19 protein-coding genes are annotated in these 19572 nt (G+C 69.0%); 9 read left to right on the top strand and 10 right to left on the bottom strand.

The genetic code is table 11. From position 1 onward, the window contains the following. From WFK61_RS01720 to mutL, 5 genes are all read left to right on the top strand, one after another. Positions 1–645: a hypothetical protein gene (locus tag WFK61_RS01720; RefSeq protein ID WP_336809804.1), complete on the top strand. Its 645-nt coding sequence runs from the start codon at positions 1–3 to the stop codon at positions 643–645. Positions 646–791: 146 nt separating this feature from the next. Then, positions 792–2081 carry a M16 family metallopeptidase gene (locus WFK61_RS01715; protein ID WP_336809803.1) on the top strand — a complete coding sequence of 430 codons (1290 nt, stop codon included), beginning with the start codon at positions 792–794 and terminating at the stop codon, positions 2079–2081. A 53-nt stretch (positions 2082–2134) separates the two neighbouring features. Continuing rightward, positions 2135–3430 (top strand): M16 family metallopeptidase, encoded by a 1296-nt coding sequence (locus WFK61_RS01710; protein ID WP_336809802.1) that lies wholly within the window; start codon positions 2135–2137, stop codon positions 3428–3430. Positions 3431–3466: 36 nt separating this feature from the next. Continuing rightward, positions 3467–4792, top strand: coding sequence for a glucose-6-phosphate isomerase (locus WFK61_RS01705; RefSeq protein ID WP_336809801.1), 1326 nt, complete (start codon positions 3467–3469; stop codon positions 4790–4792). A gap of 184 nt (positions 4793–4976) precedes the next feature. Continuing rightward, positions 4977–6782 carry a DNA mismatch repair endonuclease MutL gene (mutL, locus tag WFK61_RS01700; protein WP_336809800.1) on the top strand — a complete coding sequence of 602 codons (1806 nt, stop codon included), beginning with the start codon at positions 4977–4979 and terminating at the stop codon, positions 6780–6782. 3 nt (positions 6783–6785) lie between these two features. Here the strand turns inward: mutL and WFK61_RS01695 are convergent, their stop codons facing one another. From WFK61_RS01695 to WFK61_RS01680, 4 genes are all read right to left on the bottom strand, one after another. Further along, positions 6786–7157: a DUF2019 domain-containing protein gene (locus tag WFK61_RS01695; protein ID WP_336809799.1), complete on the bottom strand. Its 372-nt coding sequence runs from the start codon at positions 7155–7157 to the stop codon at positions 6786–6788. After that, positions 7154–7798 (bottom strand): hypothetical protein, encoded by a 645-nt coding sequence (locus WFK61_RS01690; RefSeq protein ID WP_336809798.1) that lies wholly within the window; start codon positions 7796–7798, stop codon positions 7154–7156. The genes WFK61_RS01695 and WFK61_RS01690 overlap by 4 nt, the downstream gene beginning before the upstream one ends. Before the next feature lie 168 nt (positions 7799–7966). Next, positions 7967–8527, bottom strand: coding sequence for a 16S rRNA (guanine(966)-N(2))-methyltransferase RsmD (gene rsmD, locus WFK61_RS01685; RefSeq protein WP_336809797.1), 561 nt, complete (start codon positions 8525–8527; stop codon positions 7967–7969). A 3-nt stretch (positions 8528–8530) separates the two neighbouring features. After that, complete coding sequence (locus WFK61_RS01680) at positions 8531–10738, bottom strand: pseudouridine synthase (RefSeq protein WP_336809796.1); 2208 nt, start codon at positions 10736–10738, stop codon at positions 8531–8533. Positions 10739–10971: 233 nt separating this feature from the next. Between WFK61_RS01680 and WFK61_RS01675 the strand changes: the two genes are divergently transcribed. After that, positions 10972–11436, top strand: coding sequence for a nucleoside deaminase (locus WFK61_RS01675; protein WP_336809795.1), 465 nt, complete (start codon positions 10972–10974; stop codon positions 11434–11436). A gap of 3 nt (positions 11437–11439) precedes the next feature. Here the strand turns inward: WFK61_RS01675 and WFK61_RS01670 are convergent, their stop codons facing one another. After that, positions 11440–11691, bottom strand: a complete 252-nt coding sequence (locus tag WFK61_RS01670) for a hypothetical protein (protein WP_336809794.1) — start codon at positions 11689–11691, stop codon at positions 11440–11442. Positions 11692–11793: 102 nt separating this feature from the next. Next, complete coding sequence (locus WFK61_RS01665) at positions 11794–12537, bottom strand: sulfite exporter TauE/SafE family protein (RefSeq protein ID WP_336809793.1); 744 nt, start codon at positions 12535–12537, stop codon at positions 11794–11796. Between the two features lie 105 nt (positions 12538–12642). Here WFK61_RS01665 and WFK61_RS01660 point away from each other — a divergent pair, with 105 nt between their 5' ends. Continuing rightward, a complete protein-coding gene (locus WFK61_RS01660; protein WP_336809792.1) occupies positions 12643–13401 on the top strand; it encodes an ArsR/SmtB family transcription factor in 759 nt (252 codons plus the stop codon). On the opposite strand, the gene WFK61_RS01655 is transcribed toward WFK61_RS01660, so the two are convergent. The 3 genes from WFK61_RS01655 to purD are packed head-to-tail and all read right to left on the bottom strand — an operon-like array spanning position 13361 to position 16481. Further along, on the bottom strand, positions 13361–14233 hold the full coding sequence (locus WFK61_RS01655) for a patatin-like phospholipase family protein (protein WP_336809791.1): 873 nt from the start codon (positions 14231–14233) through the stop codon (positions 13361–13363). The genes WFK61_RS01660 and WFK61_RS01655 overlap by 41 nt on opposite strands. A gap of 22 nt (positions 14234–14255) precedes the next feature. Continuing rightward, positions 14256–15170 (bottom strand): alpha/beta fold hydrolase, encoded by a 915-nt coding sequence (locus WFK61_RS01650; RefSeq protein ID WP_336809790.1) that lies wholly within the window; start codon positions 15168–15170, stop codon positions 14256–14258. Between the two features lie 33 nt (positions 15171–15203). Next, the gene (gene purD / locus WFK61_RS01645) at positions 15204–16481 is read right to left on the bottom strand and encodes a phosphoribosylamine--glycine ligase (RefSeq protein ID WP_336809789.1); all 1278 of its coding nucleotides are present in this window, start codon (positions 16479–16481) and stop codon (positions 15204–15206) included. 223 nt (positions 16482–16704) lie between these two features. Here purD and xseA point away from each other — a divergent pair, with 223 nt between their 5' ends. Then, positions 16705–18300 (top strand): exodeoxyribonuclease VII large subunit, encoded by a 1596-nt coding sequence (gene xseA, locus WFK61_RS01640; protein ID WP_336809788.1) that lies wholly within the window; start codon positions 16705–16707, stop codon positions 18298–18300. Positions 18301–18303: 3 nt separating this feature from the next. On the opposite strand, the gene WFK61_RS01635 is transcribed toward xseA, so the two are convergent. Further along, positions 18304–19116, bottom strand: coding sequence for a dienelactone hydrolase family protein (locus WFK61_RS01635; protein WP_336809787.1), 813 nt, complete (start codon positions 19114–19116; stop codon positions 18304–18306). Positions 19117–19226: 110 nt separating this feature from the next. On the opposite strand from WFK61_RS01635, the gene WFK61_RS01630 reads away from it, so the two are divergent. Beyond that, complete coding sequence (locus WFK61_RS01630) at positions 19227–19448, top strand: DUF2093 domain-containing protein (protein ID WP_336809786.1); 222 nt, start codon at positions 19227–19229, stop codon at positions 19446–19448. Positions 19449–19572: the final 124 nt, after the last annotated feature.

The following is a 19572-nucleotide window of genomic DNA, read 5'->3' as shown; positions in this document are numbered from 1 at the left end:
ATGGCCAAACGCATGCGCGCGGCTCATCTGCTCATCGCCGGCGGGCTTGTGCTCGCCGCTTCGCCGGCCTTCGCCCAGGACGGCATGCTGTTCAAGAACCTGATGGAAGGTGTCTTGGGCAAGGGAGCCGATGCCGATATCGACTATCGCGCCCGCGCCCCGCTGGTCGTGCCGCCGAACTCGACCCTACCGCGTCCGCAGCAGGCGGCCAGCGAGCGCAACGCCGCCTGGCCGAACGACCCGGACGTGCAGCGCCGCAAGGACGAGGCCAGCACGCCGATCTACATCCCGGCGCTCGGCTTGCAGAACAGGCAGGTCATGTCGCCGCAGGAGATTCGCCGCGGCCGGACCTCGGCGCCCCAGCCTGTCGGTCCGCAGTTCACGCAGGACGACAGCCCGTACGAGAACTCGATCAAGCCGATCCGCATCGGCCGCGAAATGGCCGCGCGCCAGGCCCAGATCGATCAGAACGCCGCCACTTACGGCTCCGAGCCGCCGCGCCGCACCCTCACCGAGCCGCCGGTCGGCTATCGTCGTCCGTCCGCCGCGGCAGCGCTCGGCCCGGGCGAGCGCGGTCCGGTCGAAGACAAGCAGGCTGTCGGCGCGCGCGAATTTTCGACCGGCCGCGGCCCCGTCATGCAGTGAGCAGGCCGGCCTTCGGCCGGGCGTGATCGCACGGGCGTGAACGCCGGTCCGATTGCCCCTTGCCGAAGCAGGGTTGCCTGACCAAGTTGTCCAGAAGGGCGGGCGCGTCGCGCCCGCCCTTTTTTCGATCAAGGAGACGGCATCAGGTGAACATCCATGCGCGCCGGAGCGACCAGGCGGAGCCGGTCGAATCCTTCCGGTTGGCCAATGGCCTCGATGTCGTGGTGGTGAAGGACCGGCGCGCCCCGGTCGTCACCCACATGGTCTGGTATCGCAACGGCTCGGCCGATGATCCGGCGGGCAAATCCGGCATCGCGCATTTCCTCGAGCACCTGATGTTCAAGGGCACGAAAGCGTGGCCCGCCGGCGAGTTCTCCAAGATCGTCGCGAGCTATGGCGGCCAGGAGAACGCCTTCACCTCCTTCGACTACACCGCCTATTTCCAGCGCGTGCCGAAAGAGCATCTGCGCGCGATGATGGATTACGAGGCCGACCGGATGACCGGCCTTTCCTTCGACGAGGGCGTGGTGGCTCCCGAGCGCGACGTGGTGCTGGAGGAGCGGCGCATGCGCGTCGATTCCGACCCCTCCGCCCAGCTCGGCGAGGAATTCTCGGCGACGCTGTTCTTCCACCATCCCTATGGCACGCCGATCATCGGCTGGGAGCACGAGATCGAGCGCCTGAGCCGCGACGACGCCTTCGCCTATTACCAGCGCTTCTACACGCCCGAGAACGCGATCCTCGTCGTCGCCGGCGATACCGACGCCGCCGAAGTGCGCCGCCTCGCCGAGGAGACCTATGGCAAGATCGCGGCCCGCGGCGCGGCGCCCGTCCGTTCGCGCCCGATCGAGCCGGAGCCGCGCGCCTCGCGCCGCGTCCAGCTCAACGATCCGCGCGTGCAGCAGCCCTCGCTGCGCCGCGGCTGGCTGACCCCGACCTATACCGCCGGTGCGCGTGACGAGGTTCTGGCGCTCGAACTCGTCGCCGAGATCCTCGGCGGCGGCACGACCTCGCGGCTCTATCGCAAGCTCTGCGTCGAGGACGAGTTGGCCGCCGGTGCGAGCGCCTATTTCATGAGCTCGATGGTCGATCGCGCCGCCTTCCAGATTTCCGCCAGCCCGCGCCCCGGCGTCGAGATGGCGGCGATGGAGGCCGGGCTCGATGCGGCGCTCGCCGCCTTCCTGGCGGACGGGCCGAGCGAGCTTGAACTCGCCCGCGCCCGCACCCGGCTGGTGGCAGAGACGATCTTCGCTCGCGACAACCAGTCCTCGCTCGCCCGCATCTTCGGCTCGGCGCTGGCCGTCGGCGAGACCGTCGAGGACGTGCTCGCCTGGCCGCAGCGGATCGAGGCTATCGGCCGCGACGCCGTGATCGAGGCCGCGCGCCGTTACCTCAAGCCTGATCGCAGCGTCACCGGCCTGCTGCTGCCCGCCTGACACTGCCGTCTCACCGAACGGGCGGAGACCCTGCTCCGCCGACAGGAAGCGACATGAACGCCCCGATTCCGACGCCCAAGCTCAACACGGCCGGCCCCGCCATCGCCGTCCAGACCGTCCGCTCGCCCGGCGGCGTCGAGGCCTGGCTGGTCGAGGAGCACAGCCTGCCGCTGATCGCGGTCGATTTCGCCTTCGACGGCGGCGCCAGCCTCGATCCCGACAATGCCGCGGGCAGCGCCTATCTGATCTCCGGCCTGCTTGACGAGGGCGCCGGCGATCTCGACGCCGAGGCCTTCCAGGGCCGCATGGCCGACCACGCGATCAGCCTCGGCTTCGAGGCCCGCCGCGACGATTTCCACGGCTATCTCCAGACGCTCTCGACCCATCGCGACACGGCTTTCGAGCTGCTGGGACTGGCCCTCAACAAGCCACGCTTCGATGCCGACGCCGTCGCTCGTGTCCGGGCGCAGGTCATCGCCGGCTTGCAGCGCCAGGCGAAGAATCCCGAGGTGATGTGCCGCAACGCGCTCTATGCCGCGGCTTTCCCGGGCCATGCCTATAGCCGCCCCGAGAAGGGCGATATCGACAGCGTCTCCAGGCTGGAAGCGCCGGCGCTGAAGGCGCTGCGGCCCACGCTGTTGGATCGCGCCGGCCTCAGGATCGTCGTCGTCGGGGATATCACCGCGGACGAGCTGGCCGGGCGGCTCGATGCGCTCTTCGGTGAATTGCCCAAGGGCGAGGCGCGTCCGCGCCCGTCCGAGCCGCTGCCGATCCAGGGGCTTGGCCAGACCCATGTCATCGATCTCGACGTCCCGCAGACCGTTCTGCGCTTCGTCGGGCCGGGGTTGATGTGGGACGATCCCGATTTCATCGCCGCGAGCGTGTTGAACCATATCCTCGGCGGCTCCGCCTTCACCTCGCGCCTGTTCATGGAAGTCCGCGAGAAACGCGGCCTGGCCTATGGCGTCTCCTCCAGCCTGATGCCGATGCGCGAGAGCGCCATGCTGGTCGGCGGCACCGCGACCCGCAACGACCGCGCTGCCGAGTCGATGCAGGTGATCCGCGAGGAGATGCTGAAGCTCGCCGAGGAAGGCCCGACCGAACACGAGGTCGAGGAAGCCAAGCGCTACATCATCGGCTCCTATCCGCTGCGCTTCGACACCTCGCCGAAAATCGCTGGCGAGTTGCTGGCCTTGGCGCTGCGCGGCGACACGCCGGATTTCCTCGCCCGCCGCAACGGCCTCTTCGCGGCGGTCACGCTCGACGACGTCAGGCGCGTCGCGAAGCGCTTGTTCGGCAACCCCGAGCTGCTCGTGCAGGCGGTTGGCAAGCCCGTCGCGCTGGTCTGAAATAGCGTCGTCTCTCTGATCGATACGGATAGGTTCATGCTTCAGCAAAGCTTCGATCTCGCGCTCGAATCCAAGGTCGGCAAGGGTGGCATCCCCGATGCGGCTTTCGAGACGGCGCTGGCCGATCTCAAGCCCGCGCTGGCGAAGCTGCAGGGCCAGGCCAGGGACGGCTCGCTACCGCTGCTGAAGCTGCCGAGCGACACCGCCGATCTCGGCCCCGTGAAGGCCGCAGCCGAACGCTTGAAGTCCGGTGGAACCACTGACGTCCTGGTGCTCGGCACCGGCGGTTCCAGCCTCGGCGGCCAGACGCTGGCGCAGCTCACCGGCTACGGCATCGCCGGGCTCTCGCAATTCACCTCCGGCGTGCGCGTCCATTTCATCGACAATCTCGACCCGGCGACCTATGCGGCCTTGCTCGCCAAGCTGCCGCTCAAGACGACCAAATTCGTCGCCATCTCGAAATCGGGCGGCACCGGCGAAACCCTGCTGCAATCGATCGCGGCGATCGAGGCGCTGCGCGGCGCGCATCTCTCGGATCAGCAGATAGGCACACATTTCGAGGGGCTGTCCGAGCCGGCCAAATCCGGCAAGCTGCACCCCTTGCGCGCTTTGCTCGAGCCCTTCGGCACGCCCTTCCTCGAGCATCACACCGATGTCGGCGGCCGCTATTCCGTCCTGACCAATTGCGGCCTGCTGCCCGCCGCCGTGCTCGGTCTCGATATCGAGGCGCTTCGGCTCGGCGCCGGCCGGGCGGTGGCGCCGCTCTTCGCCGGCAAGGATGTCCGCGAGACGCCGGCCGCGGTCGGTGCCGCGCTGCATCTCGCCGCGATGCGCTCGGGCAAGAACATCGCCGTGCTGATGCCCTATGCCGACAAGCTCGCTTTGCTCACGCGCTGGTGGATGCAGCTCTGGGCCGAGAGCCTCGGCAAGGACGGGCAGGGCACGCAGCCCGTCGGCGCGCTCGGCCCCGTCGACCAGCATTCGCAGCAGCAGCTCTATCTCGCCGGTCCCAAGGATAAGTTCTTCACGGTCATCACGACCAGCGTGAAGGGCAAGGGCCCGCAGATCGACGCTGCGCTGGCGGAAAAGATCGGCCAGGCCGATTTCGCCGGCAAGACCATCGGCGATCTCGTCGCGGCCCAGGGCATCGCCATGATCGACACCTTCGCCAAGAATGGCTGCGCGGTCCGCCGCTTCCATGTCGAGCGCATCGACGAGACCAGCCATGGCGAGATGCTGATGCATTTCATGCTGGAGACGATCCTGACCGGTTACGCGATGGGCGTGGACCCCTTCGACCAGCCGGCGGTGGAAGAAGCGAAGCTCCTCGCCAAGCGCTATCTTGCCGAAGGGCGGGCCTGAGTCGCAGGCGCGCCCGTTGTCATTCCGGGGCGGCTCGCAGAGCCGAACCCGGAACCCACGACTGGGCGAGCCCTTGTCACGCTGCCCGGATCGCTCACCCAGTCGTGGGTTCCGGGTTCTTCGCTGACGCGAAGCCCCGGAATGACAACGGTTGAGCGCACTGCACCGTAACGACGAAGAAGCCATGACCGTCCGCCGCCTTGATCCCGTTCTGGTCGACCGCATCGCTGCCGGCGAAGTGATCGAACGGCCGGCTGCGGCCGTGAAGGAGCTGGTCGAGAACGCGATCGATGCCGGCGCGCGGTCGATCGCCGTCACCATCCAGGGTGGCGGGCGCGAGCTGATCCGCGTCGTCGATGACGGCGCCGGCATGACGCCGGAGGACCTCGAACTCGCGGTCGACCGCCATGCCACCTCGAAGCTCCCCGACGGCGATCTCTTCGCCATCGACACGCTTGGCTTCCGTGGTGAGGCTTTGCCCTCGATCGGCTCGGTCGCCCGGCTTTCGATCGCGACGCGCCGGCGCGATGCCGCGCAGGGCTCAGGCCTGGTCGTCGAGGCCGGCGAGAAGGGCGTCGTCCGGCCCGTCGCGGCCGCGCCCGGCACGCGCATCGAGGTCTCGGACCTCTTCATCTTCACCCCGGCCCGCCTGAAATTCCTGAAGAGCGACCGCGCCGAGGCGCAAGCCGTCTCCGAGATGCTCCGGCGCCTCGCCATCGCCCATCCCGAGATCCGCTTCTCGCTCGAAGGCGAGCATATCAGCGCCTTCGACTGGCCGGCCGAACCGATCGGGGAGGAGGGGTTGCTGCGCCGTCTCGGCCGCGCGCTGGGCCGCGACTTTCCCGAGAACGCGCTGCGCATCGAGGCCGAGCGCGAGGGCTTCCGCATTTCCGGTTTCGCTGGCTTGCCGACCTTCCATCGCGGCACCTCGGCCGGCGTGCATCTGTCCGTCAACGGCCGGCCCGTGCGCGACAAGCTGCTGCTCTCTGCGGTTCGCGGCGCCTATGCCGATGTCGTGCCCTCTGACCGGCACCCGGTGCTCTTCCTCGATATCGGCTGCGATCCGCGCTCGGTCGATGTCAACGTCCATCCGGCCAAGAGCGAGGTGCGCTTCCGCGATCCCGCTCTGGTGCGTGGTCTCGTCGTCTCCGGCCTGAAGGCGGCGCTTGCCGCCGCCGGCCACCGCGCCACCACCACAGGCGGCGCCCGCACGCTCGATGCCTTCCGCGCCGTTTTGTCGATGGGCGGCAGCGGCAACGCGATCCCGCGCCCCTCCTTCCCGCAGGCGCAGAGTTGGAACGCGCCGGCCCCGCTGCCGATGAGCGCTCCGCAATCCGGCTTCTCCGATTTCGCAGCACCTTCGGCCGATGCCCGCGCGCATCTCGCCGAGCCTTCGGCGGACGCGCTCGAGCGGCCGCTCGGCGCCGCCCGTGCCCAGGTCCATGAAACCTATATCGTCGCCCAGACCCGCGAAGGCGTCGTCATCGTCGACCAGCACGCCGCCCATGAGCGCCTCGTCTATGAGCGCCTCAAGGCCGAGCGCGCCCGCAACGGCATCGCCCGCCAGCCGCTGCTCCTGCCCGAAGTGGTCGAGCTCGATCCGGTCGATGCCGACCGTCTGATCGCGGCGGGCAGCGAACTCGAAAGCCTCGGCCTCGTGCTTGAATCCTTCGGCCCCGGTGCGGTGCTGGTGCGGGAGGCGCCGAGCCAGCTCGCCGGCGGCAATCTCCAGCGCCTCGTCCGCGATGTCGCCGATGCGCTCGCCGAGCACGGCACGGCTGGCTCGCTGGAGCGCCGGCTCGACCATGTGCTGGCGACGATGGCTTGCCACAACTCCGTCCGCGCCGGCCGGCGCATGCGCCCGGAGGAGATGGACGCGCTTTTGCGCGAAATGGAGATCACGCCCAATTCCGGCCAGTGCAACCACGGCCGGCCGACCTATGTCGAGTTGAAGCTGTCGGATATCGAGAAGCTGTTCGGGCGGAGGTGAGGCTCAGGTCGGACGATAGAAGCCACGGTCGAGGTTCCAGAGCGTCATGCCGGCGTCCCCCGATTGTGGAAACCACTGCTCATCGACGATGGCCTGAAGTTCGCGCCGCGCCACGATGTAATCGACTGCAAGATTGGCATGCGCAGCCGTCAGGCGGACTTGCATGTTCGGATGCCCAAACAAGCTCATGAGAACCCGCCGCTGATCTCCGGGGCGGGATTTGAGTTCGTTCTGAATGGCTAGAATTTTGTTGTAACGCCTGTTGTAGCTGGCAATGGCGTTGTCTTCGAGAGCGTCGTATTGCAGGATACAAAGCTGCTCGAAGAGGCGCTTCAGCTCTTCGGATGTGAGTGATCTCAGCTTTGATGGGGTCATTTCATTACCTTGAAAAGCCTTAGAGCCTGATGCCCGACGTCCACATGCTCCGCCCAACTCTTGCCGCGCAGATAATCTCGCGGCGCGAGGTTCCCGTAGTTGGTGTTCTGCTTGGTGTACCATCCAGTGATCTCATGGTGCTTGTAGCGCGGGATACTGACTACGTTTGCCATGTCGTCAATATCGGTACGCGGAAAGCCTTGGCGTGACCCCGCAGCCTGCTCGACGATGTGATGGTCATCATAGCCCGGCCGCTTCTTGCCGGCATGCTGCTGCAACTCGGCGAGTGATTGCGGCTCATTCTGGTAGGAGCGGATCGAGGGCCATTCATCGTAAAGCTTCTGCCCTGCTTCGATAGCTGCCAGGACGGCGCCGATCGGACCGGCCCGCCGCGCAATGGCCTTTGCCAAGGCCTTGCCCGCTCTCACCTTCCCAGGCTTGTCTTTCTGAAGAGGTTTGGATGAGTCGGCAGGATCGAGCGCCGGGCCGCCATTGTCGCCGATGGCTGGCCGTCGGCTTTGACCGCCGCCTTCGCCACCGCCCCACTGGCCGCCTTCCGGGCTGCCCGCCGGCACACGCGGCTGGTCGGGGTTGAAGCCGCCTTTTTCGACGAGCGCTTGCAACCGGGTGAGGGCGCGCATCAGGCGTTCGCCAGCGAAGTGGCATGCGAGGGTATGGCGGCGGGCCACCAATGTAGGCCCGCGAGGTTCGATGAAACTGAGGATTGGCATCCGGCGCTTGGTCTCCGCGGCGGATGCGGAGATTAAGCGCGGAAATGTCGCCGGGGATAAGGTCTCGCCGCGCTCGCCTTACGAGGCCCGCAACACCAGAACCTGCGTCTCGCCGTAACCCCGCCGCTCCAGCTCCTCGAAGCCCTCGGGCAGGCTGATCTCGGCATCGGCCGCTTCTTCCAGCACGATCAGGGCATTGGGTGCGAGCCAGCCGCCCTCGCGGGCCGAGACGAGCGCCTTCTCGCCCAGTCCCTTGCGGTAGGGCGGATCGCAGAAAACAAGGCCGAACGGCGCCATGCCGGTGATCGGGCCGAGCTTGGTGGCGTCGCGGCGGAAGATGCGGCTGAAGCCGGCGACGCCGAGAGCCATCTGGTTCTCGCGGATGATGCCGCGCGCCTCCGTGCCGTCGTCGACGAGCAGCGCGAAGCCCGCGCCGCGCGACAAGGCCTCGAAGCCGAGCGCGCCCGTGCCGGCGAAGAGATCGAGCACGCGTGCGCCCTCGACCGCATCGCCATAGGCATGGACGAGCACGTTGAACAGGGATTCGCGCAGGCGGTCCGAGGTCGGCCGGATGCTGCCGATCCCCGGTTTCGGGCCGGCCAGAGGCCGGCCGCCCAGGCGTCCGCCGACGATCCGCATCGCTTAGTCGCGCTTGCCGCCGCGCGGGCCGCCGCCGGGGCGCGGACCACGTCCGCCGCCCGGCTTGCCGCCGAAGGGCCGCCCGCCGCCGGCGGGACGATCCGAGGAGCGTGAGCCGAAGCCCTTGCCGCCCGGCTTGTCACCGAAGCCGCGGCCACGGGGCCGGTCATCGCCGGGCCGGTCGGAGGGCCGTCCGCCGAAGCTCTTGCCCCCGAAGCCTTTGCCGGCCGGCTTGTCGCCAAAGCTCCGGCCGCGCGGCCGGTCCTCGGCCGAACGCTCGCGGAAGGCGCGGGCAGGACGCTCGGCGCCGTCCCGCCGGGCACGGTCGGGGCGCTCGCCACGCGGGGCGCGATCTTCCCACGGCCGATCGCCACCGCGATCGCGTTCGCCGGCCTCGCTGCGGGGGCGCCGTGCCGGCCGCTCGTCGCCGCCGGTGCGGGAGAGGGGGCGCTGCGTGCGCGCCTCGTCGCCGCCACGCTCTTCGCGGCCGCGCTCCTGGCGCGGCATGCGGTCGGGCCTGCGCTTGCTTTCGCGGGCAGGCGCGGCGCGTTCCTCTGCCGCCGGGGCGCTGACGCGCTCGACCAGCACGCGCCGGCCCTTCGGATCGGCGATCGGCGTGTCGCGGCGGCGCTTGACGTCGCCGGTGGCCTCGCGCTCCTGCCGCTCCAGCTTCGGATCGGCGCCGCGGCGCGGTGGGGCCTTGCGCTCGCGCTGCGGTTCGGTCTCGGCATCGCGCCAGACGGTGCGGGTCCAGGGCTTGTCGCCGCGCAATTCGCGCACCGCCTCGCGGCGGGTCTCATGCTCGTCCTCGACGCTCTCGCGACGGCGGCGCGGGCGGTCGTCGCCGCCCGGGGCCGGGCGCGGCGCGGCCGGCAGGGCGTCGCGGCGCGGCGATTCGAAATCGGCGCCGGCCTTGGCCGCGAGCTCGGTGCCGAGCTGGTCCTGCAGCACGCGCGAGCGGATCTCGTCGACCTCGCCCTCTTCGAGCTCGCCGAGCTGGAACGGGCCGAAGGAGATGCGGATCAGGCGGTTCACCGTCAGCCCGAGATGCTCGAGCACGGTCTTGACCTCGCGGTTCTTGCCTTCGCGCAGATCGACCGTCAGCCAGGTGTTGAAGCCCTGCTGGCGCTCGAAACGCGCCGTCACCGGCCCATACTGGATGCCGTCGATGGTGACGCCGTCCTTGACTGTGTCGAGCACGTCCTGCGTCACCTCGCCGAAGGCGCGCACGCGGTAGCGGCGCAGCCAGCCGGTCTCCGGCAGCTCCAGCACGCGCGCCAGCCCGCCGTCATTGGTGAGCAGCAGCAGGCCTTCGGTGTTGATGTCGAGCCGGCCGATGGTCAGCACGCGCGGCAGATCCTCCGGCAGCACGTCGAAGACGGTCGGGCGGCCTTCCGGGTCGAAATTGGTCGTCACCACGCCGCGGGGCTTGTGGTAGAGCCAGAGCCGCGTGCGCTCGCGGGCCGGCAAGGGCTCGCCGTCGATCAGCACGATATCGGTCGGCTTCACATCGAAGGCCGGGCTTTCCAGCACGGTGCCGTTCACGCTGACGCGGCCTTCCGCGATCATCGCCTCGCTGTCGCGGCGCGAGGCGACGCCGGCACGCGCCATCACCTTGGCGATCCGCTCAGGCTCTTCCGCAGTGATCAGCTTGCGCTCGGGCTGAGCCTCGCGCGGACGGCGCGGGCGATCGTCCTGCCCCTCGAAGCGCGGCCCGCGTGGCCGCGAGAACCGTTTCTCACCATCGCGACCCTCGCCACGCGGCGGCCGGTCGCCCTGTGGCCTGTCGCGGCCAGCAAAGGGACGGTCGCCTGTGCGGCGCGGGCGCTCATCGCCCGAACGCTCGCGGAAGCTGCGGCCTTCGCCTTCGGTCCTGGCGCGGACCGGGCGGTCGCCGTCGAAGCGGCGCGGACGCGGAGCCTCGCCCTCGGCGCCGGCAGGGCGCTCGAAGCGGCGGGCCGGACGCTCGTCGCCGGCCGAATGGCCGCGGAAGGGCTTGCGCTCGCCGTCGCGGGCGGGACGGTCATCGCCGGCCGAACGGCTACGGAAGGGTTTGCGCTCGCCATCGCGGGCAGGGCCGCGGCCTTCGCCGCCGGAGCGGCCGCCGAAGCTCTTGCCACCGAAGCCTTTGCCGCCGGAGCCGGGTCCACGGCCGCCGGCGCCACCGCCCTTGCGTGGGCCGCGGCCTCTGTTGTTGTCGTCGTCTTTCATGGTTGCTCCTGAGCCGGCCGAGCACAACCGCTTTGCGGGAAAGGCCTGGCTCGCTTATTCGCTAGAGCCCGCGCCGATCAGATTGCAAATCTGACCGGAGAACGCGGTCTCTATCAATATCTGAGAGACGGATTCACCGATCAGGTTGAATCAACCTGATCGGATCCGGCTCTATAGCCGGCGCTTGTAGCAGAGGCTTTCCCTCGCTGCGAGCGCCAAAACCGGGGTTCTTGATGTCGAAACCGCAATCACCCTCCGCGCTTGACGCGATGGCGCTCGCCTTCGACGAGGCGAAGGCCGCTGCCTTGCGCGGCGAGGTGCCGGTCGGTGCGGTTGTGGTGCGGGACGGAACGATCCTCGCCAGCGCCGGTAACCGCACGTTGGAGCTGAAGGACCCGACGGCCCATGCCGAGATGCTGGCGCTGCGGCTCGCCTGCGAGACGACCGGCAGCGAGCGTCTGATCGGCTGCGACCTCTACGTCACGCTCGAACCCTGCCCGATGTGCGCGGCGGCGATCTCGTTCTCCCGGATCAGGCGGCTCTATTTCGGCGCAGGCGATTCCAAGGGCGGCGCGGTCGAGAACGGCGTCAGGCTCTATGAGAGCCCGACCTGCCACCACGCGCCGGAGGTCTATGGCGGCCTGCGCGAGACGGAAGCCTCGGCGCTGCTGCGCGATTTCTTCCGCGAGCGGCGCTGACGCTCAGGTATCCGACGAGGCGATGCCGAATTTCGCCGCGAGCTGCGCGCGGTCCATGCAGGAGACGTCATAGGTCACCTGCCGGCCCTTGAACTCGGGCCGCTTGCCGAGTTCCCGGGTCATCGAGCGGAGGATGTCGTCGACCCGTGCTTCGCAGGCCTGCGCGGTGGTGAAGTCCATCTCGCTGATGCGGCTTGTGGCGCAATGCGCCTCGCCGGCGACGCAGGCCATGACGACCATGGTGAAGGCATCCATGCGAGCCGCTCCCGTTGCTGCCGGCCGAGGCTGCGCCCGTATGGTTAGCGCTTGGTTAAGCCTGCGAACTCCGCCCAGCTTTGCTAAGCAAGGGCCGGACCATCAGGCCAGGCTGCGCCAGCAGAGATAGGCGCCCAGCGCGAGCAAACCGGCGAAGAAGCAGATCTTGAAGGTCGCCGGCGAGATGCGGCTGCGGATGAACTGCCCCGCGCCCATGCCGATCAGCGCGGGAACGAGCGCCAGCAGCGACTGCCAGGCGACCGTGCCGTTGAGCGCGCCTGCCCCGATGAGGCCGAAGGACAGCGCCAGCGTCGAGACGATGAAGGAGATGCCGAGCGCCTGCACCAGCTCGTCCTTGTCGAAGCCGAGGGCCTGCAGATAGGGCACGGCCGGCAGCACGAAGACGCCGGTCGCCGCCGTGACCACGCCCGTGGTGAAGCCGATGACGGGGCCGAGCCAGCTTTCCCAATGGGGCGGCACGCGCAGTTTCGCCGCCTTCAGCCCGACGAGCGCATAGAGGATGAGTGCCGCGCCAAGCCAGAGCGTGGCGCGGCCGTCCTTCTGCTGTTGCAGCAACCCGGCGCCGGCCCAGGTGCCCAGGCAGATGGTCGCGAGCATCGGCCAGAGGCGCTTCAGCGTGGCCCCGAGCTTCGGCCCGGTCGCGATCTGCCAGCCATTGGTGACGAGATTGGGCACGACCAGGAGCGCTGCCGCCTGTGCCGGGGCCATGACCACGCCGAGAATGCCGACCGCGATGGTCGGCAAGCCCAGCCCGATGACGCCTTTGACGAAGCCGGCGAGCACGAAGGTCGCGGTGACGAAGATGAGGAGGGTCGTGTTGTCCATGGCTCGCTTGTGGCATCGCTGACGGTGGCTGTCGCGGCCCGATGCTACGGCCGTCGCCGTAGCGTTCCCGCTTGCGATGCGAAGGCGATGGCGCATCATGCGATCATGAGCACGCCAAATCTGTACTCTGGCCCCTATCTCGCGGAGATCGCCCATCTGATGGGAGATCCTGCTCGCGCCAACATGCTGCACGCACTGATGGACGGGCGCGCGCTGACGGCCAAGGAACTCGCCTGGATAGCTGGCGTCGCGCCGCAGACGGCAAGCGGCCATCTCGCCAAGCTGATGCAGGGCAAGCTGATCGACGTCGCCGTGCAGGGGCGCCATCGCTACTATCGGCTCGCCGGGCCGGAGGTGGCGACGGCGCTGGAAGGCCTGATGGTGCTCGCCAATCTCGACGGCACCAGCCGGCGCCTGCCGTCGCGCGTCGGCGCCGAGCTGAGCCAGGCCCGCACCTGCTACGATCATTTTGCCGGAAGGCTCGGCATCGGCATCCACGATGCCCTGATGGCGGGCGGCCATCTCGCCGCGAGCGAGGGCGGTTATGCGCTGACCGCCTCGGGCAAGGCGATCTTCCGGGCGCTGGGCCTCGATCCCGACGCCTCCGCCAGGAGCCGCCGCGCCGCGCTGCGCCCCTGCCTCGACTGGAGCGAGCGCCGGCCGCATCTCGCCGGCCATCTCGCGGCGGCGCTCGCCTGCCGCTGCTTCGAGATGGACTGGGTCAGCCGCCGCAAGGATAGCCGCGCCGTGATCCTGACCGAGGAGGGCCGCGCGGTGCTGGGGGCGACGCTGCCCGGCTTCCGTTGCGATGCGCCGGAGCCCGTCAGCCCCGCGCTTCGAGAGCCCGTTCCAGCGCTCGCTTGACCTCGTCCTTGATCGGCTCGGCCGCCGCGAGGATCGCCCTGGCCTTGAAGAAGTCGAGCCCGCCGACGCCGTCTGCACCGGCCCGGATCAGGATATCCGGTGGCTCCTGCTCGATCACGCGCTGGACCAGCGTGCGTGTCAGGATCTGCGAGGCGCCGACGAGCGCCTCCATCGCGCCGGGAATGCGCGCTTCCCCAGGCTCGGTCATCGGCGCGCTGACATCGACCGCGACGACGATGCGGTTTGGCGCCAGAAGGTTCCGATAGGGCAGGGGATCGATCGCGCCGCCATCGATCAGCACGCGCCCGCCGAGCGCGACCGGCCGCACCAGCCCTGGAATGGCGAGTGAGGCCGCCACCGCCGGTGTCAACGGCCCGTCGTGCAGCGCGACCACGGCATGGCGGTGATAATCCGCCGCGATCGCGGTGAACGGGGTCGCCAGTTCCTCGAAGCGGTCGGGCACGGCTTCCGGCCAGAACAGGTCGAGCAGCCTTTCGCCGTCGATCAGCACGGGATTGCCGAGGCCGCGTACCAGATCCGCGAGCTTGCCGACGCGGCAATCGAGCAGGCGTGCGATCACCGGTGCCCGGTCGCGGAAGGTCGCGAGCACATGCTCGCGCAATTCACGGCCCGATAGCCCGGCGGAATACGCTGCGCCGATGATCGCGCCGATCGAGCAGCCGGAAATGCGCGCTGGTTTGAGGCCGAACTCGTCGAAAGCCTCCAGCACCGCGATATGGCTCAGACCCCGCGCTCCGCCGGCTCCGAGCACGAGCGCGATTTCGGGCGTGGTTTCGTTTCGAGCGGACTTGGCGGCGCGGGAGCCCAGCATGCCCTCGGTTCCGCCTTGCTGCTCAGGCCGGGGCCCGTGCGAGAAACGGCTTCAGCGCCGCCAGCGTCGCCTGCGGGTTCTCCTCCGGGAGGAAATGGCCGCTGTCGATGGCCTGCCCCTCGGCCTGTGGCGCGAAGGTCTGGTGCCAGATATCCAGCGGGCTCGCGCCCTTGGCGGGGATGCCAGCCTCGCCCCAGAGCACCAGCGTCGGGCAGAGGATGCGCTTGCTCGTAGCAAGATCGGCCTTGTCATGCTCGATATCGGTGCTGGCGCCGGCGCGATAATCCTCGCAGGCCGCATGGCTGCGTGAGGGGTCGCTGAAGGATTCCGCGTAGGATTGCATCGCCAGCGGGTCGAACAGGTCGAGATTCTTGGCCCGGCTCCAGCTTGCGATCGTGCGGTCGAGCCAACCGACCGGGTCGGCCTTGAGCAGGTTCTCCGGGATCGGCTCGGGCTGAGCCAGGAAGGTCCAGTGATAGACCTGCATGGCGCGGGCCGCGTTCATGCCCTCCCACATCGAGACCGTCGGCAGGATGTCGAGCAGGGCGAGCCGCTCGACGCGGCCGGGATGGTCGAGCGCGAGCCGATAGGCGACACGCGCCCCGCGATCATGGCCGATCACGCCGAAGCGGATATGGCCGAGCGCCTGCATCACCGCGACGATGTCCTCGCCCATGCCGCGCTTGGTATAGGTGTCCTTGCCGCCATCGCCATGCGGCGCCGCCGACCAGCCATAACCGCGCAGGTCGGGGCAGATGACGGTGTGGGTCTTGGCCAGCTCCGGCGCGAGCCGGTGCCATTCGGCATGGGTCTGCGGGAAGCCGTGGATCAGCACCAGCGGCGGGCCTTCGCCGCCGACGCGCGCGAAGATCTTGCCGACCGGCCCGTCGATCCAGTGCGCCTTGAACCCGGGGAAGAGGGAGTCGATGTTCGCCATGGCCGGGAGCATAACCCCCGTCACAGCGCCCTGTCAGCCTTGCTCGCGCTTGACCGCCTGCCAGCCGATGTCGCGCCGGCAGAAGCCGCCGGGCCAGTCGATCTTGTCGACCGCCTCATAGGCACGCTTCTGCGCCTCGCCGACGCTCTTGCCGAGCGCGACCACGTTGAGCACGCGCCCGCCATTGGCGACGAGATCGCCGTTCCGGAGCTTGGTACCGGCATGGAAGACGAGGACATCGTCCAGCGCTTCGGCCTTCTCGACATCGCGGATGATGCTGCCGGTTTCCGGCTTGGCGGGGTAGCCCTTCGCGGCAAGCACGACGGTCAGCGCCGCCTCGTCGCGCCAGCGCAGGTCGACCCGGTCGAGTACGCCGTCGCAGGCGGCCAGCAGGGCCGGCACGATGTCGCTCTTGAGGCGCGGCATCAGCACTTCGCATTCGGGATCGCCGAAGCGGGTGTTGTACTCGATCAGCTTCGGCCCCTGCGCCGTGATCATCAGCCCGGCGAAGAGCACGCCCTGGAACGGCGTGCCGCGCTTGGCCATGCCGGCGAGCGTCGGTCGGATGATCTCGGCCATGACGCGCTCCGTCAGAGCGGGCGTCATCACGGGGGCCGGGGAGTAGGCGCCCATGCCGCCGGTATTCGGGCCGGTATCGCCATCGCCGACGCGCTTGTGGTCCTGCGCCGAGGCGAGCGCCAGCGCATGCGTGCCGTCGCAGAGCGCGAAGAAGCTGGCTTCCTCGCCGATCATCCATTCCTCGACCACGACCTCGGCGCCGGCCGCGCCGAAGCTGCCGGAGAACATCATGTCGATCGCCTCGTTCGCCTCATCCAGCGTCTCGGCCATGATCACGCCCTTGCCGGCGGCGAGCCCGTCGGCCTTGATCACGATCGGCGCGCCCTGCGCGGCGACGTAGGTCTTGGCGGAGGCGGCGTCGGCGAAGCGGCCGAAGCCGGCGGTCGGAATGTTGAACTCGGCGCAGAGCTCCTTGGTGAAGCCCTTCGAGCCTTCGAGCTGGGCCGCGGCCTTGGACGGGCCGAAGACCTTGAAACCGGCGGCGCGCAGATCGTCGGCGATGCCGGCGACGAGCGGCCCCTCCGGCCCGACGACGACAAGGTCGATGCCCTGCAAGCGGCAGAAGGCGACGACGGCGGCGTGGTCGGCGACATCGACCACGACATTCTCGCCGCAATGGGCCGTGCCGGGGTTGCCCGGTGCGATGAACAGCGTGTCGCAGAGCGGCGAGGCCGAAATCGCCCAGGCGAGCGCATGCTCGCGGCCGCCCGAACCGATCAGAAGAATTTTCATGCTGGCTCCGATCCGCATGGGCGGTTGTGTGAGCCCTCATCCTGAGGAGCGTTCCGTGAGGAACGCGTCTCGAAGGATGCTCCAGAGCGCGCTGGAACATCCTTCGAGACGCGTTCCTCAGGATGAGGGCTGAGGTCGGTCGAAAGGACCCTTGCGCAATAGCGGCACCGGGCGCCGCGGGCAACGCTTCTGCTGTTTCGTCCGTCCGGCTATGGTCCCGGCCATGAGCAGCGAATCGCAGCAGACGACCGGCAATGCGCCCGAATGGAGCGTCTCTGACCTCTCGGGAGCGCTGAAGCGCACGATCGAGGACAGTTTCGGTTTCGTGCGCGTGCGCGGCGAGATTTCCGGCTATCGCGGCCCGGTCGCCTCCGGCCATGTCTATTTCTCGCTGAAGGACACCAACGCCAAGATCGATGCGGTGATCTGGAAGGGCGTGTTCGGCCGCCTGAAGACCCGTCCGCAGGAAGGGCTGGAGGTCGTCGCCACCGGCAAGATCACCACCTTCGCCGGCAAGTCGAGCTACCAGATCGTCATCGATTCGCTGGAGCTGGCCGGTGTCGGCGCGCTGATGGCGCTGCTGGAGGAGCGCCGCAAGCGCCTCGCCGCCGAGGGGCTCTTCGCCGAGGAGCGCAAGCAGCTCATCCCCTATCTGCCCTCTGTGATCGGCGTCGTGACCTCGCCGACCGGCGCCGTCATTCGCGACATCCTGCACCGCCTCGAGGATCGCTTCCCGCGTCACGTCCTGGTCTGGCCGGTGCGTGTCCAGGGCGAGACCAGCGCGGCCGAGGTCGCCAACGCTATCGCTGGCTTCAATGCGCTCCCCGTGGGCGGGCGCATCCCGCGGCCTGACGTCATCATCGTCGCGCGCGGCGGTGGCTCGCTCGAAGACCTGATGAGCTTCAACGAGGAGATCGTGGTCCGCGCCGCAGCGGCCTCGGAAATACCGCTGGTCTCCGCCGTCGGCCATGAGACCGACTGGACCTTGATCGACCACGCCGCCGACCTGCGCGCGCCCACGCCGACCGGCGCGGCCGAGAAGGTCGTGCCGGTGCGGGCCGAGCTGATGGGCTTCGTCGCCGATCTCGCGCGCCGCCATGCCGGCGCGATGCTTCGCCTGTCGGATCGCCGCCGCAGCGACCTGCGCGCGCTGGCTCGCGCCTTGCCCGGGCCGGAAGCGGTTCTCTCCGGCCCGCGCCAGCGGCTTGATCTCGCCGCGACGCGGCTGGCGCCCGCGCTGGCGCGCAATGCGCGCACGCATGAGCAGCAATTGCAGGCGCTCTCGCGTCGGCTGGAGGCACGTTCGCCTCGGCTCACGCTGGTTCGCCTGCGGACACAGCTCGATGGTTTCGGGCGCGCGCTGGCCGCCGCCAGAGGCAATGCCGTTGCCGGCGAGCGCACCCGGATCGCCAATGCCCAGGACCGTCTCGCGACGCTGGAAACACGGGCGCGCAATGCCTTCGGGCAAAGCCTGATCCAGCGCGGTGAACGCGCGATCGTATTGGCGCAGCGAGCCGAGCGCGCCTTCGGCCAGACCTTGCATCGCCGTGCCGACCGGCTGTCCTCGCTCTGGGCACTGATCCGTTCGCTCGGGCCGGACGCCGTGCTCTCCCGTGGCTATGCCCTGATCCGCGACGAAGCTGGAGCGCTGGTGCGCAGCGTCGAGGCTGCCCAGCCGGGCCGGGCGCTCTCGGTGCAAACGGCCGATGGCAGCTTCGGGGTCACCGTCTCGGGCGGGGAAGGCGGGGGAGCAAGGCCGCCTGCGCCGCGCCCCTTGCGCAAGGCGCCGACGCCGGGATCGCAGGGCGACCTGTTCTGAGGTTCAGGGCGCGGTCAGGAAGGCCTTGACCCGCTTCAGCGCGTCTTCGCGCGCCGCCATATTGGTGCCGACCGTCGCCTTGCCGGTGCCGCTGGCGGAATAGGCGATGTTGTCGCGCTCCTTCACCTCGAGGCGCGGATGGTCGAAATCATGCAGCGCGCCGGGATAGAGCACGAGCCCGACCTGCTCGCCGCGGGCCTGCGCGGCCTTGGCGAGATGGCTGCAGGGCGCGGCCGGCGTCCAGTCGTCGGCTTCGCCGATCAGGATCAGGAGCGGGATGCGGGCTGAGAAGCTCGGCGACTCCGACTGGCTCCGGCAGGCAGGGTAGAAGGCCGCGGCGCGCTTGAAATCCGGCATGCCGTCGGCGGGCAGGCGCTCCTTGCGGATCGCGGTCAGGACGGTGAGGCCACCGCTCGACCAGCCGAGGAGCGCAATCGAGTCGGGCTTGATATTGCCGCGCTGCTGCAGCCAGCTCCGCGCCGCCATCGCATCGGCGACGCGCTCCCGGTTGGCCCGGACAGTCAGGTCCTTCACACCGCATTGCGAGCCGAGTCCGCGCGAGCCGTAGCTGTCCGGCATCAGCACGGCGAAGCCGGCGGCGGCCAGCCGCTCGCCCCAGTCGGCATGGCGGAGCGAAAGCTGGCCTTGCTCGCGCCACAAGCCGCCGCAACCATGCAGCGCGACGACAGCCGGAAACGGCCCCTGGCCGGGCGGCAGATAGAACACGCCGGTCAACGTTCCCTGGTCGGTCGCAATGGCCACGCGCTCGTAGCCACCGGCGTGGACGGCCGGTGCTGCGAGCAGCGCAAAGCTCATCAGACACGCCATGAGGCGCAGGAGACTGGACATCGTCGACCAGAAGGTTATCACAAACCCCGGAGTATCCCGGCTTTCCGTTTCCCGATCAATGATTTGATGCAATTTTCATGAACATCAGCGAGCGCCTTCCGCCTCACGGTCCAGAAGCGGTCATCGATTACGGCCCCGGCGAGTTCCGCGTGGTCAAGCCTGGCGCCTTCGTGCGCTGCGCGGTGACCGGTGCGCCGATCCGTCTCGACGATCTCCGCTACTGGTCGATCGAGTGGCAGGAAGCCTATGCATCGTCGGAAGCCGCGCTCCTCAGGCTGCGCCGCGCCGGCCGCGCCTGACGACCAGAAGCCTGTCCCTCCAGCCCTCATCCTGAGGAGCGCTCGCAGAGCGCGTCTCGAAGGATGGTCCAGGAGGCTCCTGAGACATCTGGAGCATCCTTCGAGATGCAGCCTGAAGGCTGCT

Source organism: Allobosea sp. MMO-172, from assembly GCF_037147855.1.
Classification (GTDB): Bacteria; Pseudomonadota; Alphaproteobacteria; order Rhizobiales; family Beijerinckiaceae; genus Allobosea.
The sequence above is the reverse complement of the archived record's forward strand: the minus strand, read 5'-3'. Positions and strand labels throughout refer to the sequence as shown.

Coding starts and splice junctions, on each gene's coding strand:
- WFK61_RS01720 (WP_336809804.1), top strand. CDS start 1: ATGGCCAAACGCATGCGCGCGGCTCATCTGCTCATCGCCGGCGGGCTT.
- WFK61_RS01710 (WP_336809802.1), top strand. CDS start 2,135: ATGAACGCCCCGATTCCGACGCCCAAGCTCAACACGGCCGGCCCCGCC.
- WFK61_RS01705 (WP_336809801.1), top strand. CDS start 3,467: ATGCTTCAGCAAAGCTTCGATCTCGCGCTCGAATCCAAGGTCGGCAAG.
- mutL (WP_336809800.1), top strand. CDS start 4,977: ATGACCGTCCGCCGCCTTGATCCCGTTCTGGTCGACCGCATCGCTGCC.
- WFK61_RS01695 (WP_336809799.1), bottom strand. CDS start 7,157: ATGACCCCATCAAAGCTGAGATCACTCACATCCGAAGAGCTGAAGCGC.
- WFK61_RS01690 (WP_336809798.1), bottom strand. CDS start 7,798: ATGCGCGCCCTCACCCGGTTGCAAGCGCTCGTCGAAAAAGGCGGCTTC.
- rsmD (WP_336809797.1), bottom strand. CDS start 8,527: ATGCGGATCGTCGGCGGACGCCTGGGCGGCCGGCCTCTGGCCGGCCCG.
- WFK61_RS01680 (WP_336809796.1), bottom strand. CDS start 10,738: ATGAAAGACGACGACAACAACAGAGGCCGCGGCCCACGCAAGGGCGGT.
- WFK61_RS01675 (WP_336809795.1), top strand. CDS start 10,972: ATGTCGAAACCGCAATCACCCTCCGCGCTTGACGCGATGGCGCTCGCC.
- WFK61_RS01670 (WP_336809794.1), bottom strand. CDS start 11,691: ATGGATGCCTTCACCATGGTCGTCATGGCCTGCGTCGCCGGCGAGGCG.
- WFK61_RS01665 (WP_336809793.1), bottom strand. CDS start 12,537: ATGGACAACACGACCCTCCTCATCTTCGTCACCGCGACCTTCGTGCTC.
- WFK61_RS01660 (WP_336809792.1), top strand. CDS start 12,643: ATGAGCACGCCAAATCTGTACTCTGGCCCCTATCTCGCGGAGATCGCC.
- WFK61_RS01655 (WP_336809791.1), bottom strand. CDS start 14,233: ATGCTGGGCTCCCGCGCCGCCAAGTCCGCTCGAAACGAAACCACGCCC.
- WFK61_RS01650 (WP_336809790.1), bottom strand. CDS start 15,170: ATGGCGAACATCGACTCCCTCTTCCCCGGGTTCAAGGCGCACTGGATC.
- purD (WP_336809789.1), bottom strand. CDS start 16,481: ATGAAAATTCTTCTGATCGGTTCGGGCGGCCGCGAGCATGCGCTCGCC.
- xseA (WP_336809788.1), top strand. CDS start 16,705: ATGAGCAGCGAATCGCAGCAGACGACCGGCAATGCGCCCGAATGGAGC.
- WFK61_RS01635 (WP_336809787.1), bottom strand. CDS start 19,116: ATGAGCTTTGCGCTGCTCGCAGCACCGGCCGTCCACGCCGGTGGCTAC.
- WFK61_RS01630 (WP_336809786.1), top strand. CDS start 19,227: ATGAACATCAGCGAGCGCCTTCCGCCTCACGGTCCAGAAGCGGTCATC.